The sequence below is a fragment of the Pseudactinotalea sp. Z1732 genome, assembly GCF_049724975.1.
Lineage (GTDB): Bacteria > Actinomycetota > Actinomycetes > Actinomycetales > Beutenbergiaceae > CALKWS01.
Map to the genome: position 1 here is coordinate 728615 of NZ_JBMPQC010000002.1, position 18760 is coordinate 747374.

General features: G+C 68.6%; 15 protein-coding genes, 1 tRNA gene and 1 pseudogene. 13 read left to right on the forward strand and 4 right to left on the reverse strand.

What is annotated here, in order from left to right; translation table 11 throughout:
* Window positions 1-59: 59 nt before the first annotated feature.
* The 9 genes from narH (at window position 60) to ACPL7H_RS07195 (ending at window position 11224) form a co-directional block, all read left to right on the forward strand.
* The gene (gene narH / locus ACPL7H_RS07155; protein WP_424796319.1) at window positions 60-1739 is read left to right on the forward strand and encodes a nitrate reductase subunit beta; all 1680 of its coding nucleotides are present in this window, start codon (window positions 60-62) and stop codon (window positions 1737-1739) included.
* Entirely contained in the window at window positions 1736-2500 is a 765-nt protein-coding gene (narJ, locus tag ACPL7H_RS07160; protein ID WP_424796320.1) for a nitrate reductase molybdenum cofactor assembly chaperone, read from the forward strand. Before narH ends, narJ begins: the two co-directional genes overlap by 4 nt.
* On the forward strand, window positions 2497-3240 hold the full coding sequence (gene narI / locus ACPL7H_RS07165) for a respiratory nitrate reductase subunit gamma (protein WP_424790904.1): 744 nt from the start codon (window positions 2497-2499) through the stop codon (window positions 3238-3240). The genes narJ and narI overlap by 4 nt, the downstream gene beginning before the upstream one ends.
* Entirely contained in the window at window positions 3237-3833 is a 597-nt protein-coding gene (gene mobA, locus ACPL7H_RS07170; protein WP_424785816.1) for a molybdenum cofactor guanylyltransferase, read from the forward strand. Before narI ends, mobA begins: the two co-directional genes overlap by 4 nt.
* 73 nt (window positions 3834-3906) lie before the next feature.
* Entirely contained in the window at window positions 3907-5376 is a 1470-nt protein-coding gene (locus ACPL7H_RS07175) for a cytochrome ubiquinol oxidase subunit I (protein ID WP_424796321.1), read from the forward strand.
* A gap of 26 nt (window positions 5377-5402) precedes the next feature.
* On the forward strand, window positions 5403-6485 hold the full coding sequence (gene cydB / locus ACPL7H_RS07180; RefSeq protein WP_424796322.1) for a cytochrome d ubiquinol oxidase subunit II: 1083 nt from the start codon (window positions 5403-5405) through the stop codon (window positions 6483-6485).
* A complete protein-coding gene (gene cydD, locus ACPL7H_RS07185) occupies window positions 6482-9862 on the forward strand; it encodes a thiol reductant ABC exporter subunit CydD (RefSeq protein WP_424796323.1) in 3381 nt (1126 codons plus the stop codon). Before cydB ends, cydD begins: the two co-directional genes overlap by 4 nt.
* A 27-nt stretch (window positions 9863-9889) precedes the next feature.
* Window positions 9890-10699 carry a class I SAM-dependent methyltransferase gene (locus tag ACPL7H_RS07190; RefSeq protein ID WP_424796324.1) on the forward strand — a complete coding sequence of 270 codons (810 nt, stop codon included), beginning with the start codon at window positions 9890-9892 and terminating at the stop codon, window positions 10697-10699.
* A 66-nt stretch (window positions 10700-10765) separates the two neighbouring features.
* A complete protein-coding gene (locus tag ACPL7H_RS07195) occupies window positions 10766-11224 on the forward strand; it encodes a GNAT family N-acetyltransferase (RefSeq protein WP_424785811.1) in 459 nt (152 codons plus the stop codon).
* 44 nt (window positions 11225-11268) lie between these two features.
* Here ACPL7H_RS07195 and polA read toward each other — a convergent pair whose 3' ends face one another.
* Complete coding sequence (polA, locus tag ACPL7H_RS07200) at window positions 11269-13953, reverse strand: DNA polymerase I (RefSeq protein ID WP_424796325.1); 2685 nt, start codon at window positions 13951-13953, stop codon at window positions 11269-11271.
* Here polA and ACPL7H_RS07205 point away from each other — a divergent pair.
* Window positions 13952-14386, forward strand: coding sequence for a PaaI family thioesterase (locus ACPL7H_RS07205; RefSeq protein WP_424796326.1), 435 nt, complete (start codon window positions 13952-13954; stop codon window positions 14384-14386). The genes polA and ACPL7H_RS07205 overlap by 2 nt on opposite strands.
* A 36-nt stretch (window positions 14387-14422) precedes the next feature.
* On the opposite strand, the gene ACPL7H_RS07210 is transcribed toward ACPL7H_RS07205, so the two are convergent.
* Complete coding sequence (locus ACPL7H_RS07210; RefSeq protein ID WP_424796327.1) at window positions 14423-15070, reverse strand: N-acetyltransferase family protein; 648 nt, start codon at window positions 15068-15070, stop codon at window positions 14423-14425.
* Window positions 15071-15136: 66 nt separating this feature from the next.
* The gene (locus tag ACPL7H_RS07215; RefSeq protein WP_424786266.1) at window positions 15137-15778 is read right to left on the reverse strand and encodes an ANTAR domain-containing response regulator; all 642 of its coding nucleotides are present in this window, start codon (window positions 15776-15778) and stop codon (window positions 15137-15139) included.
* A 184-nt stretch (window positions 15779-15962) separates the two neighbouring features.
* Here ACPL7H_RS07215 and ACPL7H_RS07220 point away from each other — a divergent pair.
* From ACPL7H_RS07220 to ACPL7H_RS07230, 3 genes and pseudogenes are all read left to right on the forward strand, one after another.
* A tRNA-Leu gene (locus ACPL7H_RS07220) sits at window positions 15963-16036 on the forward strand.
* Between the two features lie 278 nt (window positions 16037-16314).
* Window positions 16315-16702, forward strand: a pseudogene (locus ACPL7H_RS07225) (recombinase family protein); the annotation flags it as partial.
* Window positions 16703-16762: 60 nt separating this feature from the next.
* On the forward strand, window positions 16763-17149 hold the full coding sequence (locus ACPL7H_RS07230) for a hypothetical protein (protein ID WP_424796328.1): 387 nt from the start codon (window positions 16763-16765) through the stop codon (window positions 17147-17149).
* Between the two features lie 222 nt (window positions 17150-17371).
* On the opposite strand, the gene ACPL7H_RS07235 is transcribed toward ACPL7H_RS07230, so the two are convergent.
* Complete coding sequence (locus ACPL7H_RS07235) at window positions 17372-18655, reverse strand: ISL3 family transposase (RefSeq protein ID WP_424796329.1); 1284 nt, start codon at window positions 18653-18655, stop codon at window positions 17372-17374.
* Between the last annotated feature and the right edge of the window lie 105 nt (window positions 18656-18760).

An 18760-nucleotide genomic window follows, 5' to 3' on the forward strand; every position in this document is an offset into this window, starting at 1 on the left:
CGCTGCCCACGTCCCCCCGCCCGGCCGGGCGCTGTCCCGGCCCCCGAGAAGGAGATCACATGCGCATCATGGCCCAGATGGCGATGGTGATGAACCTCGACAAGTGCATCGGGTGTCACACCTGCTCGGTCACCTGCAAACAGGCCTGGACGAACCGATCCGGCACCGAGTACGTCTGGTTCAACAACGTCGAGACCCGGCCCGGCCTCGGGTACCCGCGTGGCTATGAGGACCAGGAGGAGTGGAAGGGCGGCTGGGAACTCAACTCCCGCGGACGCTTGAAACTCAAGGCTGGCGGCCGGATGAGGAAACTGGCCACGATCTTCTCCAACCCCAAGATGCCCTCCATCCAGGACTACTACGAACCCTGGACCTACGACTACGAGACGTTGCTGAACGCCCCCGCTCAGCAGACCTTCCCGGTGGCTACCCCGCAGTCGCTGATCACCGGGGAGCGCATGAACATCACCTGGTCGGCGAACTGGGACGATGACCTGGGCGGCTCCGGCGAGCACGCGGCCAAGGACCCGATGCTCGCGGGCCTCGAGGACAAGGTGAAACTGGCCTTCGATGACACCTTCATGTTCTACCTGCCCCGGATCTGTGAGCACTGCCTGAACCCCAGCTGCGCGGCCTCGTGCCCATCGGGCGCGATCTACAAGCGCAGCGAGGACGGGATCGTGCTGGTGGATCAGGACAAGTGCCGCGGGTGGCGGATGTGCATCACCGGCTGCCCGTACAAGAAGGTCTACTTCAACCACAAGACCGGCAAGGCGGAGAAGTGCACCTTCTGCTACCCCCGGATCGAGGTGGGCATCCCGACGGTGTGCGCCGAGACCTGCGTGGGCCGGCTCCGTTACATCGGCCTGGTGCTCTACGACGCCGACCGGGTGCTGGAGGCGGCTTCGGTGAAGGACGAGCACGCCCTCCTGGATGCGCAGCGCTCGGTGTTCCTGGATCCTCATGACCCGCAGGTCCAGGCCGAGGCCGAACGGGCCGGCATTCCGCTGGACTGGATAGAGGCGGCCCAGCGGTCCCCGATCTACACCCTGATCAACACCTACGAGGTGGCGCTGCCGCTGCATCCGGAGTACCGCACCATGCCGATGGTGTGGTACATCCCGCCGCTGTCCCCGGTGGTGGACGTGATCCGGGACACCGGCCACGATGCGGAGGACCAGGACAACCTGTTCGCCGCGATCGACGCGCTACGGATCCCGGTGGAGTACCTGGCGAACCTGTTCACCGCCGGAGACACCGCCCCGGTGACCAAGGTGCTCCAGCGGCTGGCCGCGATGCGTTCCTACATGCGCGACATCAACCTGGGCCGGGAGGCACAGGCGATCATCCCGGAGTCGGTGGGGATGAGCGAGGAGGAGATGTATGAGATGTACCGCCTGCTCGCCCTGGCCAAGTACGAGGACCGCTACGTGATCCCCTCGGCTCATGGCGAGGACGCCCACGCCCTGGAGGAGATCGCCACCGACTGCCCGGTGAGCGGCTTCGACGAGGACCTGATGACCGGTTCGGGACCCTTCGGAGAGGGGTCCGGGCACGGCCAGGGCACCAGGGTGGCCGCGGAGAATTTCGCGGTGCTGCAGGAGCGCCAGACCTCCGACACGCTGGTGGGCGGGCAGCCCAAGTCCGGTCGGGTCAACCTGTTGAACTGGGACGGCAAGGGTGTGCCGGAGGGGATGTTCCCACCGGCGCCGGAGTCCGAGGAGTCGGGGTCCCGATGAAACGTTGGCTGCGACACCGCCGCTCCCGGCCCACGCTGAGCCCCCGGGAGCAGGCCGACACCTGGCAGATCGTGTCCTTGCTGCTCGGTTACCCCGAACCGCGGCTCCTGGCCCTGTTACCCACCCTGGCCGAGGTTGCCACGAGCCTGCCGGAGCGGGTCGCCGGACCACTGAACGACTTCCTCGAGCATGCCCGGCGCAGTGACCCCGCGGAACTGCAGACCCAGTACGTGGACACCTTCGACGTCACCCGGAAGTGCTGTCTGCACCTGACCTACTTCCTGCACGGGGACACCCGCAACCGTGGCGCGGCCCTGGTGCAGTTCAAGCAGGCTTATCGCAAGGCCGGGGTGGTGCTCCACGATGAGCGTGCCGAGCTGCCCGATCACCTGTGCGTGGTGCTGGAGTTCGGTGCCACGGTGGACGCCGACGCCGCCTGGACGCTGCTGAACCATCACCGGGTCGGTATCGAACTGCTGCACCAGGGCTTGCTCCGCCGGTCCTCCCCCTGGATCGACGTGGTGCGGGCATTGCGAGCCACGTTGCCGGATCTGGATGAGGACGACAATCTGGCCCTGGCCCGTCTGATCGCCGAGGGACCCCCGCACGAGGACGTCGGTATCGACAACGCGCCCTACGCGCTGGATCCGGCGCTGGACCAGTTGCGCACACCCCCCGGGTCCGATGGGTGTGGCACACCCACGGGCGCCCAGGAGCCCAAGTTCCTGGGCTCCACCATCGACGTTGGAGTTCCGCGATGACCACGTTCCTGTGGGTGATCTTCCCCTACATCTGCCTGACGATCTTCGTGGGCGGTCATATCTGGCGCTATCGCTACGACAAGTTCGGATGGACCACCCGCTCCTCGCAGTTGTATGAGTCACGGCTGCTCCGGATCGGCAGCCCGTTGTTCCATTTCGGGATGCTGTGGGTGGTGATGGGCCACTTCCTCGGACTGGTGATCCCCAAGACCTGGACGCAGACCGTCATCAACGATGAGGCGTATCACGTGGTCGCCGTGACCGGCGGCATGCTGGCCGGCGCCGCAGCCCTGTCCGGCCTGGTGATCCTGATCTACCGGCGCCGGATGACCGGTCCGGTGTTCTCGGCCACCACGGCCAACGACAAGTTCATGTACCTCGTGCTGGCGGTGGTGATCCTGCTGGGCTGCCTGAACACCATCCAGTCCTCCGGGATGATCGCGGTGGCGGGCACCGAGCACTACGACTACCGCGAGGGGGTGTCGGTGTGGTTCCGTTCCATCTTCTGGTTCCAGCCCCAGCCCGAACTCATGACCGGCGCCCCGTGGAGTTTCCAGGCGCACTCCCTGACGGCGTTCTTCCTGTTCGCGATCTGGCCGTTCACCCGCCTGGTGCACGTCTTCTCCGCCCCGTTGGGCTACGTGGTTCGGCCCTACATCGTCTACCGCAGCCGGGATGAGCGCCCCGTCGCCGCGGTGGGCAGCCGGGCCCCGAAGCGGGGCTGGGAACAGAACCGTTGAGCCCCGGGGCTACCCCCTCCTTCGACGTCGTGATCCTCGCCGGTGGCCGTGGACGCCGCATGGGAGGGCAGGACAAGGCCGCCCTGCCGGTAGCCGGGCGGCCGATGCTGGCTCGGGTGCTGGAGGCTGCGCAAGGGGCCCGCGACGTCGTCGTGGTCGGGCAGGCGCACACGCCCGACGGCGTACGGCAGGTCAGTGAGGAACCTCCCGGTGGCGGACCGGTCGCCGGGATCAACGCCGGTGTGGCCGCCCTCGGCGAGCCGGCACCGTGGACGTGTGTGCTCGCGGTGGACCAGCCGGGCGCCGGGGCTGCGCTGAGCGCGATCATCGGCGCTCTACCGGCCATCGACCCCCTGGTGGAGGTGGTGTGCCACCTCGATGCCACGTCTCACGCGCAGTGGCTCCTGGCCGCCTATCGCCACGACGCACTCGTCCAGGCTCTCGCCCCGCACGGAACCGGCCACGGCGTCCCTGTCGGGCGCCTGGTCTCGGGCCTGCGGTTCCAGTACCTGCGGGCCGGGGCCGAGCACGTCGGCGACATCGACACCTGGGCCGACCACGCCCGCTGGGAACAACGCCTCGGCGGGCTCTGAACCGCACCGCAGGCGCGCGGGTGTAGGCTAACTACCGCTTGTAGTACTACACCCCTCGTTCTGCGGGAGCGTCATGGAAGCGTTGGAACTGGCCCGGTGGCAGTTCGGCATCACCACGGTCTACCACTACTTCTTCGTGCCGATCACGATCGGGCTGTCCCTGCTGGTGGCCATCATGCAGACCTGCTGGTTGCGCACCCGCGATACGCAGTGGCTGCGGCTGACCAAATTCTTCGGCAAACTCTTCACGATCAACTTCATCCTCGGACTGGTCACCGGCATCGTGCAGGAGTTCCAGTTCGGGATGAACTGGTCGGACTACTCCCGGTTCGTCGGCGACATCTTCGGCGCACCCCTGGCGATCGAGGCCCTGCTGGCGTTCTTCCTGGAGTCGACCTTCCTGGGCCTGTGGATCTTCGGCTGGGGCCGGATCCCGGAGAAGCTCCACGCGGCCAGTATGTGGATCATCCATATCGGCACCATGCTGTCGGCCTACTTCATCCTGTCCGCGAACTCCTTCATGCAGAACCCGGTCGGGTACCACATCAACGAAGAGAACGGCCGAGCCGAACTCACCGACTTCCTCGCCGTGCTCACCAACAAGGTGCAACTGGCGGCCTTCCCGCACGTGCTCACCGCGGCCTGGATGACCGGCGGGGCGTTCGTGCTGGCCTTCACGCTGTGGCACCTATGGCGCAGCACCGACCAGACGCCCGCGGCGGACAAGCCGATGTATCGCAAGGGCGCCAAACTGGGCGCCTGGGCGCTGCTGATCTCCGGGGCGCTGGTGATCGTCACCGGTGACGTGCAGGGCAAGGTCATGTACGACGTGCAGCCGATGAAGATGGCCGCCGCCGAGGGCCAGTACCACGACGTCCCGGAGGGAGTGGGCGCCCCCTTCTCCATCATCACCGTGGGCACCCTGGACGGTCGGGAGGAGATCTGGGCGTTGACCGTCCCCAAGTTGCAGTCCTACCTGGCCACCGGGTCACTGACCGGTGCCGTGGAGGGTATCAACCACATTCAACAGCGCTACGAGATGACCTACTCCGGCCACGAACTGACCGAGGCGGATGACTACCGCCCGATCATCCCGGTGACGTACTGGAGCTTCCGCCTCATGATGGGACTCGGCTTCGCCGGAATGGCGGTGGCCGCGGCGGTGCTCTGGCGGTTGCGGGGCCGGGGCTCGGAGCACGATGAGGACCGGGTCAGCCACCGGTACTGGCTCTGGGCGGCGGCGACGGTGCTGTTCATGCCGTTACTGGCCAACAGTTTCGGGTGGATCTTCACCGAGATGGGCCGCCAGCCCTGGTTGGTGATGGGCCTGATGACCACTCGCACCGGCGTCTCCCCGGGTGTGACCACCTTCGAGGTGGCCACCTCCCTGGCGGTCTTCACCCTGCTCTACGGGGCCCTGGCGGTGGTGATGGTGAAGCTGAGCCTGCGCTACGGCCGGGCCGGCGCCGAACACGTACCCGAGGACGCCTCCTTCGACCCGGGCGAGCGGTCCGACGACGACGAATTCGTCTTCACCTACTGAGCGGCGCGGAAGGACTACGACTGATCATGGAACTGACCACCATCTGGTTCGTCCTCATCGCGGTGCTGTGGGTGGGCTACTTCGTGCTCGAGGGGTTCGACTTCGGCGTCGGCATGCTCCTGCCGGTGCTCGGCCGGGACGATGTCCGCACCGACAGCCTCGACGTGAAGCCCGAGAGCGGCGAGACCCGGCGGCGTCAGATGCTCTCCTCGATCGGCCCGGTATGGGACGGCAACGAGGTGTGGCTGCTGACCGCCGGCGGGGCGACCTTCGCGGCGTTCCCGCACTGGTACGCCACCTTGTTCTCCGGTTTCTACCTGCCACTGCTGTTGATCCTGGTGGCGCTGATCGTCCGCGGTGTGGGGCTGGAGTACCGCGGCAAGGTTGACTCGGCGCTGTGGCGGGCCCGGATGGATGTGATGATCGTCGTCGGCTCGCTGCTTCCCGCGGTGTTGTGGGGGGTGGCGTTCACCAACATCGTCCGGGGGGTTCCCATCGATGCCGACATGGAGTACGTCGGCGGGTTCTGGGCCCTGCTGAATCCGGTGGCCCTGCTCGGCGGGTTGGTCACGCTGGCGCTGTTCCTGGTCCACGGCGCCTTCTTCATCGCGTTGAAGACCGATGGGCGGCTACGTCACGACGCGCGCGCCCTCGGCCTCAGACTCGGGGGTGGTGCCGCGGCGTTGGCCGTGGTCTGGTTGGTTCTCATGCAGTCCGGGACCGGCACGGCGTTGTCCTGGGCGATGGCGATGGCTGCGGCCGTGGTCTTCCTCGGCGGCCTCGTGATGGCCCGGCGGGGCCGGGAGGGGTGGGCCTTCACCGGCACGTTCGTGACGCTCGGGCTGGCAGTGGCCTCCCTGTTCGTCGCGCTCTTCCCCGACGTGATGCCCTCCACGCTTGATCCCGCGAACTCCTTGACGGTGCACAACGCGGCATCCTCGGAGAAGACCCTGGGCATCATGACCTGGGTCGCGGTGATCTTCATGCCGATCGTGCTGGCCTATCAGGCATGGTCCTACTGGATCTTCCGCAAACGGGTCTCCGGGCACCACATCCCCACCGGTGTGCATATCGCCGCGGTGACCGAGGAGAGCACCACGCAGCGATGAAACCGTTCGACCCTGGTCTGCTGCGTGACCTGCCGGCTATCCGAGGGCCGGTCGGGTTGCTCGGCGTACTCGGCGTCGTCTCCGGGGTCGCTGCGATCGCACAGGCGGTGCTGGTGGCCGTCGCGGTGGCCAGGGTGGTCACCGGCACGCCCTGGGGCTGGGTGCTGGGGGCGGTGGTGGGCCTGATCGTCCTGCGCGGACTGCTCACTGCCGCGGCCGAGTACGTCGCCCGGGTCACGGGGCAGAAGGTGGCCGGGATCGTGCGTCTCACCGTGCTGCGGCACTGGTTGACCCATCCGGCGGAGCAGCGCCCCGGCGACGATGAGGCGGTGACCCGCGCCGGGGAGGGCGTGACGACGATCGAGCCGTACATCTCTCGGTACCTACCGGCGCTGGTGACCGGTGTGGTGGTGCCGGTCCTGGCGGTGGCGACACTGCTGTGGGTGGACTTCTGGAGCGCCCTCATCGTGCTGCTCACGCTGCCCCTGCTGCCGGTCTTCGCGGCACTGATCGGTCAGCACACCGCGGCCGAAACCGAACGACGCTGGGCGGCGATGGAGTTGCTGTCCGGCCACTTCCTGGATGTGGTCAAGGGCCTACCCACCCTGGTCACCTACGGGCGGGCCCGCGCCCAGGTGGGCGTCGTCGGCCGTGTCGGTGAGCGCCACCGCCGGGCCACCGGGAAGACGCTGCGCACCGCGTTCATGACCACCACCGCCCTGGAACTGTTGGCAACCATCTCGGTGGCGCTGGTGGCGGTGGCGGTCGGGCTGCGCCTGGCCTACGGAGCGATGGACCTGCAGGTCGGCCTGATGGCGATCCTGCTGGCGCCGGAGGCCTATTGGCCGATCCGTCGCGTCGGTGCGGAGTTCCACAACGCCGCCGACGGCGCCACCACCCTGGACCGGTTGCGCGGGAGTTTGCGCACGAACCGACCGCACCGGGGCGGGTCGCCGGTACCGCAGGTGGGGCCCGCATCCACAGCCACAGTCGGGCTCAGCCACGTCAGTTACGCCCACCCGGGTCGCACCCGAACGCTCGTCGACGTCACCCTGAACACCCCGGCCGGCCCCGGCCTGACCGTACTGACCGGCCCATCCGGTGCCGGCAAGACCACCGTCCTGGAACTCATCGCCGGGCTGCGGGAACCCGCCGGCGGCGCCGTGCGCGGCGGTGATGTGCACCTTGCCGCGCAACGTCCGGTGATCCTGCCGGGCACGGTCCGGGACAACCTGGCCCTCGCCGGTGCGAGACCGGACGAGGCACGCGTCGCTGCCCTGGACCGAGTCGGTCTGTGGCCTGCGCTACGTGACCGGGACGGTCTGGACACCGACCTGGGCGACGACGGGTTCGGCCTGTCCGCCGGACAGTTGGCACGCCTCGCCCTGGCGCGTGCGCTGCTGAGCGAGGCCGACCTGGTGCTCCTGGACGAGCCCACGGCCAATGTGGCCGCGGCTGCGTTGCCGGCGCTGCATGAGGCGATCACCGAACTGGCCAGCACCCGGCGAGTCATCGTGGTCACCCATGATGAGGACCTGGCCGGGCTCGCCGACCAGCGCTGGCGGATCGATCCTGCCCCTCATCCGGCCCCGCCGACGACGCCGGCCCGGCCCGTGACCGAAGCCGATCCTGGAGCAGACGCGGAGGGCGCGCGGGCCGCTACCCCGCGCCCCGGGCAGGTCGCCCCGATCGTCACCCCGGACGGCCGGCGCGGCCTGATCCTGGCCTGCGTCCTGGGTGGACTCGCCCTGACGGCCGGGATCGCCCTGACTGCCACGTCCGGGTGGCTGATCGTGCAGGCCTCCACCCAGCCGGTGATCCTGACGTTGCTGGTCGCGATCGTGGGGGTGCGCGCCTTCGGCCTGGCTCGTCCGGTGTTGCGCTACGCCGAGCGCATCGTCTCCCACGACGTGGCCCTGGAGGACCTGGCAACCCGCCGGGCGGACGTCTTCGCCCGGCTGATCCCGCTCACCCCGGCCCGGTTGGGCCGGCGCAGCCGCGGCCAGTTGCTCACCGCGCTCGTCCGGGACCTGGACGACGTGGTCGATGACCAGATCCGGGTCACCGTGCCCGGGTGGTCGGTCGCCATCGCCTCGGTGATCGGTAGCGGCATCGCGCTCTTCCACTCACCGACCGCAGCCGGGGCGGTGCTGGCCGGGTCCGCGCTCGTGGGGATGATCGGGTGGCTTGCCACCCGCACCGAACTGACCGCCCAGCACCAGGCGGTCACGACCCGGGGTGAACTGCAGCATCGCACGACCGCGGTGGCCGGGCGGATGCTTGCGGTCCAGGCGGCCAGCGGCATCCGGCGCCTGCGCCATGACACCTCAGCGTTGCTGGCCCCGGTGGCCCTGTCCCAGCGTGCGCACCAGCGTGCCGAGCGCCGCCTCATCGGGGTGCGCGCGGGTGCCCTGGCCGCAGTCTGGCTCACGCTCGCGGGCACGGCCGCGGTCGTCCTGATGCTGGCGTGGCAGGCGCACTCGGTCGGGTCACTGTCGGCTCCCTACGCCGCGTTGCTGGCACTGCTGCCGATGGCCCTTGCCGACGTGTGGGGGGAGGTGCCGGACATCGCCGGTGCCCGGGCCCGGGCGCGCGCCGCCGCGAGCCGGGTCTCGGCGCTCCTGGACTCCGAGCCCGCCGTCGCCGATACCGGTGAGAGGCCGGTGCCCGGCGACCAGCGCCACGGCCCGGACCTGGCGTTGGACCGCCTCAGCGCGCGGTGGTCCACCGATCCCTTCCGGCCACCCGCGCTGACCGGACTGGACCTGGACCTGCCCCCGGGCGCCCGGGTCCAACTAACCGGGGCGAACGGGTCCGGTAAGTCCACCGCTCTGGCTGTGCTGGCTCGCCACCTCGATCCATTCGCAGGCCGGTACCTGCTCGGTACGGCGAGCACCACCGACCTGCAGACCGAGCAAGTGCGGGTGCTGCTCGCCGTTGTCGACGACGAGCCGCATGCCTTCGCCGGGCCGCTCCGGGCGAACCTGGGCCTGGCCCGACCCGATGCCGATGACGAGGAGCTGGTCGCCGCGCTCGCGGCTGCGCAACTGAGTGACTGGTACGCCACGCTCCCCCACGGGTTGGACACCACCATCGGCGGCCTCTCCGGTGGCGAGCGTGCGCGCCTGGCCCTGGCCCGTGCCGTGCTGTCCCGGCGCCCGGTGGTGCTGCTGGATGAGCCGGCCGCTCACCTGGATGAGTTCACCGCGCAGACCACGCTGCGCACCGTGCTGGAGGCCCTGATGCCCGGGACCACGATCGTGCTGGTCAGCCACCGCAGGGTGCCCGGCGCGCACTTCGATGAGGTGGCCCTGGGCGGCGCTGGATCCGGGACCGGTGGCACGCAGGCGGCGACGTTGGCTGGAACCAGCGGTTGAAGAAGGCCGGCGGTCATACTGGGCTGCATGGGTGAACTCACCGGAGCCGGCTACGTCGAGGTCGACCGCGAGGCGGCAGCACACGCCAACCGGGACTGGTGGAGTGCCGTGGCCGATGACTATCTGGGCGAGCACGGCCCTTTCCTCGGCGACGCCGACTTCTGCTGGTGCCCGGAGGGCCTGCGCGAGAGCGAGGCGCGGCTCCTCGGTCCGTTGGAGCGGCTGCGCTCCGAGGATGTGCTCGAGGTCGGCGCCGGGGCGGCGCAGTGCTCCCGGTGGCTGCGCGGCCAGGGAGTCAACGCCATCGCCACCGACGTGGCGCCGGGGATGATCGCCGCCGCCGCAGACCTGGACCGACGCACCGGGATCGCCGTGCCGGCGCTGGTGGCCGACGCTCGCGCGTTGCCGTTCGGCGACGACTCCTTCGACGTGGTCTTCACCGCCTTCGGTGCCATCCCGTTCCTGGCCGATGCCGACCGGGTGCACACCGAGGTGGCCCGGGTACTGCGCCCCGGTGGCCGGTGGGTGTTCTCCGTGACCCACCCGATCCGTTGGGCCTTCCCCGATGACCCCACGAGGCACGGCATGTCGGTGGTGCGCTCCTACTTCGACCGGACCCCCTATGTCGAGACCGGACCCGACGGGGAGGTGCTCTACAGCGAGTTTCACCGCACCCTGGGCGATCACGTCGGCGACCTGGTCGGCGCCGGGCTGCAGGTGACCGGTCTGGTCGAACCCGAGTGGCCGCCGGGCAACACCAACATCTGGGGCGGATGGGGGCCCGAGCTCGGGGCCTTCCTCCCCGGAACCGCGATCTTCGCCACCACCCTGCGATGAGTGGTCCCATCGGCGGGCGGCGGAAAATGAGGGTGACATTCCGCCGGCGGCTCGTACCGTACTTCCATGGCTTCCACGACATTCATTCCCGTCGGATTCAACCCCCCAACTTCCCTGGTCACCGACCAGTTCCGGCTCGAGCCCCTGGGCCCCCAGCACAACGATGCCGACCTGGCGGCATGGACATCGAGCGTGGAGCACATCCGGAACACCCCGGGCTACCCCGATGGCCGCTGGCCTCCGCATGAGGGGATGTCACCCGAGGACAATCTTCGGGATCTGCAACGCCACGCGGACGACTTCGCCGCCGGAAAGGGATTCACTTTCACGGTCCTGGACCCAGCAGGCGGCGACGTCATCGGCTGCGTGTACCTCTACCCCGCCGCCTCGCCGGACTACGACGTCGACGTCCAGTCGTGGGTGCGGGCCGACCGCGCCGATCTGGACACGCCGTTGGCCGACGCCTTGCACTCCTGGCTCCGCGCGGCCTGGCCCTGGCAGCGGCTGCACCGCTTCGGGCGCTGACACCGGCGCAGGTCACCGGAGCCGGCCCCCGGAGCGGCCGATGCTCAGTGGCCGGCGGTGCGCCAATCGGTGCCCACGCCCACCGAGACCTCCAGCGGCACCGTCAACTCGGCGGCACCGGACATCTGCTCGCGCAGGATCTGCTCGACCTCCTCGCGTTCGCCGGCCGCCACCTCCAGGACCAGTTCGTCGTGCACCTGCAGCAGCATCCGGGAGGCCAGGCCGCGATCCAGGAGGTCACGCTGCACACCGAGCATGGCCACCTTCATCAGGTCCGCGGCGCTGCCCTGGATGGGGGCGTTCAGGGCCATCCGCTCGGCCATCTCCCGGCGCTGGCGGTTGTCGCTGGTCAGGTCCGGCAAGTAGCGGCGCCGGCCCAGGATGGTCTCGGTGAACCCGGTGCTGCGGGCATCCTCGACCACGCCGGTCAAGTAGTCGCGAACCCCACCGAAGCGTTCGAAGTACTCCTCCATCAGGGCCCGCGCCTCGGCGGTGGCGATCTTGAGCTGCTTGGACAACCCGAACGCGCTGAGGCCGTAGGCCAGGCCGTAACTCATCGCCTTGACCTTCGCCCGCATCGGGGCACTCACCTGGTCAGGTTCCACCCCGAACACCCGCGAGCCAACGAAGGAGTGCAGGTCCTCGCCGGTGCGGAACGCCTCGATCAAGCCCTCATCACCGGACAGGTGGGCCATGATCCGCATCTCGATCTGGGAGTAGTCGGCGGTGAGCAGGGTCTCGAATCCGTCGCCCACCACGAACGCCTGCCGGATCCGGTGACCCTCCTCGGTGCGGATCGGGATGTTCTGCAGGTTCGGCTCCGCCGAGGACAACCGGCCCGTGGCCGCGATCGTCTGGGAGTAGGTGGTGTGGATGCGCCCGTCCTCGGCCACGGTGCGCAACAGCCCTTCGACGGTCTGGCGCAGCCGGATCAGATCCCGGTGGGTGAGCAGGTGCTGCAGGAACGGGTGCTCGGTCTTGACGAACAACTCCGCCAGGGCGTCGGCGTCGGTGGTGTAACCCGTCTTGGTCTTGCGGGTCTTGGGCATATCGAGTTGGTCGAAGAGGACCTCCTGGAGTTGCTTGGGTGAGGACAGGTTCACCTCCCGGCCGATCACGTCGTAGGCGCTCTGCGCAGCCTCGCGCACACCGGCGTCGAACTCCGACTCCAGGCCGCGCAGGTAGCCGGAATCGGCTGCGATGCCGACCTTCTCCATCTGTGCCAGCACCTGCGCCACCGGCAGTTCCAGGTCCTGCAGCAACCCCGTCGCCGCCCGGGACTCGACCTCCTCGGCGAGCGCGTCGCCCAGCGCCCGCACTGCGGCAGCCCGGGTGGCGCTGAGGGTGGCCTCATCGGGGCCGTCCAGATCCAGGGTCTGCTGCCCGTCGGACTCCTCGGTCCGCAGTTCGCGCTGTAGGTGGCGCACGGTCAGGTCCGCCAGGGCGTAACTACGCTGATCCGGGTAACACAGGTAGGCCGCCAACGCGGTGTCGAATCTGACCCCGGCCAGCGCCAGCCCCCGCCCGCGCAGCCGGTGCCAGGCACTCTTGGCCTCGTGCATCACCTTGGGTGCGTCCGGATCGGCCAACCAGCGCGCCAGTACCTGCTCCTGCTCGGGCGCTACGTCGGCGAGGTCCACCTCGATGGCGTTGCCGTCGTCGTCGGCGATCGCCACCGCCCACGCGTCCGCACCGGCCGGCCCTCCGCTGCCGCGCACATCCAGCCCGAGCGCCTTCCCGGTTCGGGTACCCAACCACTCCCCCAGTGGTTCGGTGGCCAGGGTAACGTCGAAGGCACCGGCGTCGGCTGACTCGGCGTCGGTGGGTTCCATCGCGAACAGCCGGTCCCGCAGCACCCGGAACTCCAGGGCATCGAAGACTTGGTGCACCTGTTCCCGCTGGTACGCGCGCCGGGCCAGATCGTCCAGGGTGTAGGGGAGCTCGAGATCCCGGCGCAGTTCGTTCAGTTCCCGGTTCAGCATGACCTGATCGAGGTGGTCGCGCAGCTTCTCCCCGACTTTGCCCTTGATCTGCGGGGCCTGGGCGATGATGCCGGCCAGGTCCTCATACGCCCCGATCCACTTCGCGGCGGTCTTGGGGCCGACGCCCGGAACTCCGGGCAGGTTGTCACTGCTCTCCCCCACCAGGGCGGCCAGGTCGGAGTAGCGGCCCGGGGGCACCCCGTACTTCTCCTGCACCGCCTCCGGGGTCATCCGCACCAGGTCCGAAACGCCCTTGCGCGGGTACAGCACCGTGGTGGCGCCATCGACGAGTTGGAAGGTGTCCCGATCGCCCGAGCACACCAGCACCTCCATCCCCGCCCCCTGGGCCCGGGTGGCGTAGGAGGCGAGGATGTCATCAGCCTCGAAACCCTCGATTCCCACCGTCGGCACGGCCAGGGCGGCCAGCACCTCCTCGATGAGGGGAATCTGCCCCCTGAACTCATCGGGGGTCTCATCGCGGGTGGCCTTGTAGTCGGGGTAGGTCTCCTTGCGGAACGTGGCGCTGGAGACGTCGAAGGCGACCACCACGTGCGTGGGGGCCTCATCGCGCAACAGGTTGATCAGCATGGAGGTGAAGCCGTACACCGCATTGGTGGTCTGCCCGGTGGTGGTGGCGAAGTTCTCCGCCGGGAGGGCGAAGAACGCCCGATAGGCCATCGAGTGGCCATCGATCAACAGGAGCCTGGGTCGCGCGTTCTCACTCACGCCTGACAGCCTATGACCCATGACCGACACCGACGCGGACAACACCATCTACACGCCCGAGGAACTGGCCCACACGCTGATCGTCCGTCTGGGCATCGAACTGGACCAGATCGGTGCCGAGCGCGCCACCGGACGGATGCCGGTTGCGGGCAACACCCAGCCGGCAGGACTCTTGCACGGCGGCGCCAGCGCGGCCCTGGCCGAGACACTGGCGTCGGTTGCCGCCCACGCCCACGCCACGGCCGGCGCAACGGGCGGCCAGTCCCGCAGCGCCGCAGGGGTGGACCTGAACATCACCCACCACCGGGCGGTACGCAGCGGCTGGGTGCACGGGGAGGCCCAGGCGTTGTACCTGGGCGGGCGCACCGCCAGCTACGACGTGGTCATCACCGACGACGACGGCGCCCGCGTGGCGACCGCGCGCCTGACCTGCCAGCTGATCACCATCCGCTGACCGCCTCGGCCCCCCCGAGCGCCTACGCCCGCCCGTCTACTCGCGGATACGTGCTCCGTCGGCGAAGTGGTCCTCGGCCCGGTCAGCCAACTCACTCAGCGACACACCGGCCGGTGGCGTGGGCGGAAGCCCCCGGGAGCGCCGCCGTCGGGCGATCAGTTCGTCGATACCACGCCCGCGCCGCTCCCGACCCTTGGCCTGTTGCTCCAGGCGACGTAGCAAGGCTGCGGTGGGGGTCATCCGGCGCGCGCCCACCACGGTGAAGCCGAGTCCGGAGAGGAAGCGCTGCTCGCTACGTGAGCCGCTGATCGGCATCGTGACCACCTGCTCGGCACCCGCCCGGGCGCCCACCAGGCCCAGTTGACCCATCAGCGCCCGGCCGGCACCCCGGCGTCGGAACGCGGTCTGCACGTAGAGGGCCTCCATCTGCAAGTAGGCCACGTCGGAGAACAGGTTCGCCTCGATCACCTGCGCCAGGGCGACCCCCACGACCTGGTCGTCGGCTTCGGCGAGGACCAGGTAGGCGTTCGGCAGGGCGTACCAGGCACGCAGGTGCCCGTCCAGGTCCGCATCGGGGTTGACCAACTGCGCACCCAGCGGGGAGTCCGCACGCACCGAACGCAGCACCGGGACGACGGCATCCAGGTCTGCGGGCTCAGCGAGCCGGGCGTGCACTACGCGCACCAGTAGTTCCCTTCGACGACTTTCGGCACCTTAGCGCAATTTGTTGCCGAATTGTGACCTTCGACCTCAGTCGTCGGAACGGCCGCCGACCTGCTCGATCACTGCGTCGGCCACCTCGCGCATCGTCAGGCGCCGGTCCATGGAGGTCTTCTGGATCCACCGGAACGCCTCCGGCTCGGTCAGACCCATCTTGGTCATCAGCAGTCCCTTGGCCCGATCCACCCGCTTGCGGGTCTCGAACCGATCGGTCAGATCGGCGATCTCGGACTCCAGGGCGGTGATCTCCTTGTGGCGCGACAGTGCGATCTCCAACGCCGGGAGCAGGTCCTCGGGTGTGAACGGCTTGACCACATAGGCCATCGCGCCGGCGTCCCGGGCCCGCTCCACGAGCTCGGTCTGGGAGAAGGCGGTGAGCAGCACCACCGGAGCGATGCGGGCCTTGGTGATGCGCTCGGCCGCGGAGATGCCGTCGAGCTGGGGCATTTTGACGTCCATGACGACGACGTCGGGCTCCAACTCGGTAGTCATCGTGACGGCGGTCTCACCATCCCCGGCCTCACCGACCACCTCGTAACCGGCCTCCTGCAGGGTCTCCACCACATCCAGGCGGATCAGCGCCTCGTCCTCGGCGACCACGACGCGGCGCTTGGGCCGATCCGGTTCGCCTCCGCCACTGCGCTCAGCAGCGGGGACCTGGATGTCGTCCAGGTCCAGGGGCTGGTTGTCCTTGGTGCTTTCCGGGGCCGCAGCGCCGTTCTGATCCTCACTCACAGGGACAAACTCTATCCCTCTCGGGCGTCCGAGCGCGCGGCTGTTGCTGCGTGGGCTCGTGTGAGACTGGCGACAGTGTTCTCGCTAGGCTGTCCGGCAGCGGTAGGCTGGTGCCGCATCCGCCCCGATAGCCCAACCGGCAGAGGCGTTCGGCTCAAACCCGATCCAGTGTGGGTTCGAATCCCACTCGGGGCACCTCCAGCTAGCAGCATCTGGCTTCATACAGATGCGTTTAGCGCGAAATTCTGCGGACTTCTGGACCTTCGTTTCGCATCCCACGACATCTGGTTGCATCCAGATACAGGCTACGTCGCACATGAACATGCACAGAAGTCGCGGGAGCCGAGTAGTTGGTGGTCCTGATCTCACCGAGTGGCCGCGGTTGCCTTACGCCACCGACTGACTCACCAGGGATCTATAGCCTGTCCGGCTCATCCTGTCGAGCCGATCGTGGTTGAGGTCAGCGCCGATCCGGTGTCTCCTTCGACCGGACCTATGTCGACCACGGGCTGACCGGCACCAACCGGGACCGTCCCGGTCTGCCTGAGGCGATGGCGGCCTGCCGGTCCGGCGACACGCTGGTGGTGCAAGTTGTTGTTCAACGTGCTGTCGATGGTGGCTGAGTTTGAGGCCGACCTGATCCGGGCCCGGGAGGGCATGGCGATCGCCAAAGACAAGGGCCGCCTGCGGGGCAAGAAGCCCAAGTTATCCCCCACCCAGGAGCGGCTCCTGGTGTCCCTGGTGGAGGCCGTGGAGCACAGCCAGGTCGAGGTAGCCGAACGGAGGGGCGTCTCCCGCGCGACGGTGCACCGGGCGATGCGGCGGGCCAAGACACACCAGGCCAGAGGCTCTAACTTGTAACTCTCGGCGTGTCCTGTGTGGGGGTGGCCCCAGCGGCCTGGTTCCGCAGACCTAAAGGGCATGAGTTGCTGCCGTTGGTCCACCGATGATTTCCACTGCAACATCTACGCCTACCCCTCCAGTGAGGGGGTCGTGATCCACGTGGCTGTCCGCCGTACCCACTTCACCGCACCGCTGCCCGACCCGGTGCCCCTGACGCCCGCCACCGCGTTTGAATGGGCCGAGCGCCACACCCGGGTGGCCCAGATGCTGCAGCATGCTGAGCGGGAATGGATCGACCTGCCCCACGCCGGACGCACCATCAATGAGCCCGGCCAGGCGCACCCTGCCCGGCAGTTGCGCCGGTTGGCCAACCTCGGGTTCCGAGCTCCCCAAAGAGTTTCGAGACGCTCGAAGAAGAAGCGAGCCTCGGGGCCTGCGAAACCGGCGCCGATGGAGCGAACGTGAAAGGCTTTGGTGGCGTCCGCTGGCTCTCCGGCAGGGACCATAGAGTTCCTGCCAGTTAAGTGGCTCTTCACAATCGAGGGTGTAGCCGCGGCCTGAATCCGCCGGTCGCCAGGAGCGCTCTGGCGATGTAGTTGATGAGGTTGCGGAAGCCGAGGGCGGAGCCGCGCAGATGCTCGAGTCGACCATTGATGGCTCTTCCACTTTCAGCGTGGTGAGGGGTGTTCACGCCGCCTTTGGTGACGTCGTGTAGGCCATTATGCGGCAGCGGTAGTTGTCATGATTGCGATACCCGCGTCCGATGCGTTTGAAGGTCTTGGCGGTCAGGTTCGCCGCCTCGGTTCGGGCGTTGGTGGTGCGGGTGCGGCAGAAGGTGAGCAACTCCCGGCGCCACGCAGACAACGTCTTGAACAGCCGGCGCGGCTCGGGCAGGCGGGTGGCCCGCACCGCCTTCTCCAACTCCGACCAGGCCCGTTGGAACGCTGCGGTGTCGCGGGTGGCCATCAACTGGCGCACGTGTTCCTTGATGCCCCAGGCCACGGCCAGTTCGATGTCGGCCTCCAGGATCTCCTGGAGACGTTCTCGCTGGCGCACCGAGAGTCGGTCCCCGGCGCAGGTGAGCAACTTGCGATACCGCCAGGGCGGGTCGATCAACCGGCCCCGCCGGCCATGAACCTCCCAGGCCCGGCGTCGGCGCACGTCGGTGAGCATCTGGTTGGCCAGGCGGATCACGTGCCAGTGATCGACACTGATCTTCGCTTTCGGCAACACCTCGCGAACGGCGGAGCGGAACTCACTGGACATGTCGATGGCGACTGTCTCCACGCGTTTGCGCCACCACCGCGGCCGGGCCCGCAACCAGGACTTGACTGCGGCCGCCCGGGGTCCGTCGACGACGTCGAGGATCGCGCCGGTGTCCAGGTCGGTGAATACGACCGACCACGGCTCTACTCGCACCGTGGCCCCGATGTCGGCGTCTCGGACATAGCGCACCTTGCGGAAGCGGTGCTCATCGATCCCCAGCCGGCGCACCAGGCGCGAATCGGCGTGCCCGTCTACATCCAAGGTCTGGGTGGCCAGGCGCATCACTGTGGTCCACGACAACCCATGCTCCCCGGCCACCCCCAAGACCGCCCGCGGCTCGGTGCGCAGCGCCCCGGCCACCGTCGCAGCCAAGCGCGTAGTCACCCTGGCCCGGGCCGGCAACTCCTCGGTGACCTCGGTGAACGTGCCCCGCGGGCAAACCTGCTCGGCGCACAGGTATCGGCGCTTGCGCACCCGCACCACCACCGGCTGCCCGCCGCAACTGACGTCTCTGACCTGCTGGACCGGGCGCGAATGCACCCGGTTCGACATCACCCCACACGAGGGACACCCGTCCTCGCCGGCAGTGGTTTCGATCAGCACCACCCGCTGCCCATCGGCACGCCGCGAGGCGGTGATCACCCGGTAACCGGGCAGGTTGAACAGAATCGACGCAGCATCGCGCCGGTGCGTATCGTGGCACACAGGCTCGTGGTCCCTTCTCCAACTGGATGCTTTGACAACACCCATGTTGGATCAGGGCCACGAGCCCCTACCTCAACGGCACACCACGCTCAAAGTTGAAGAGCC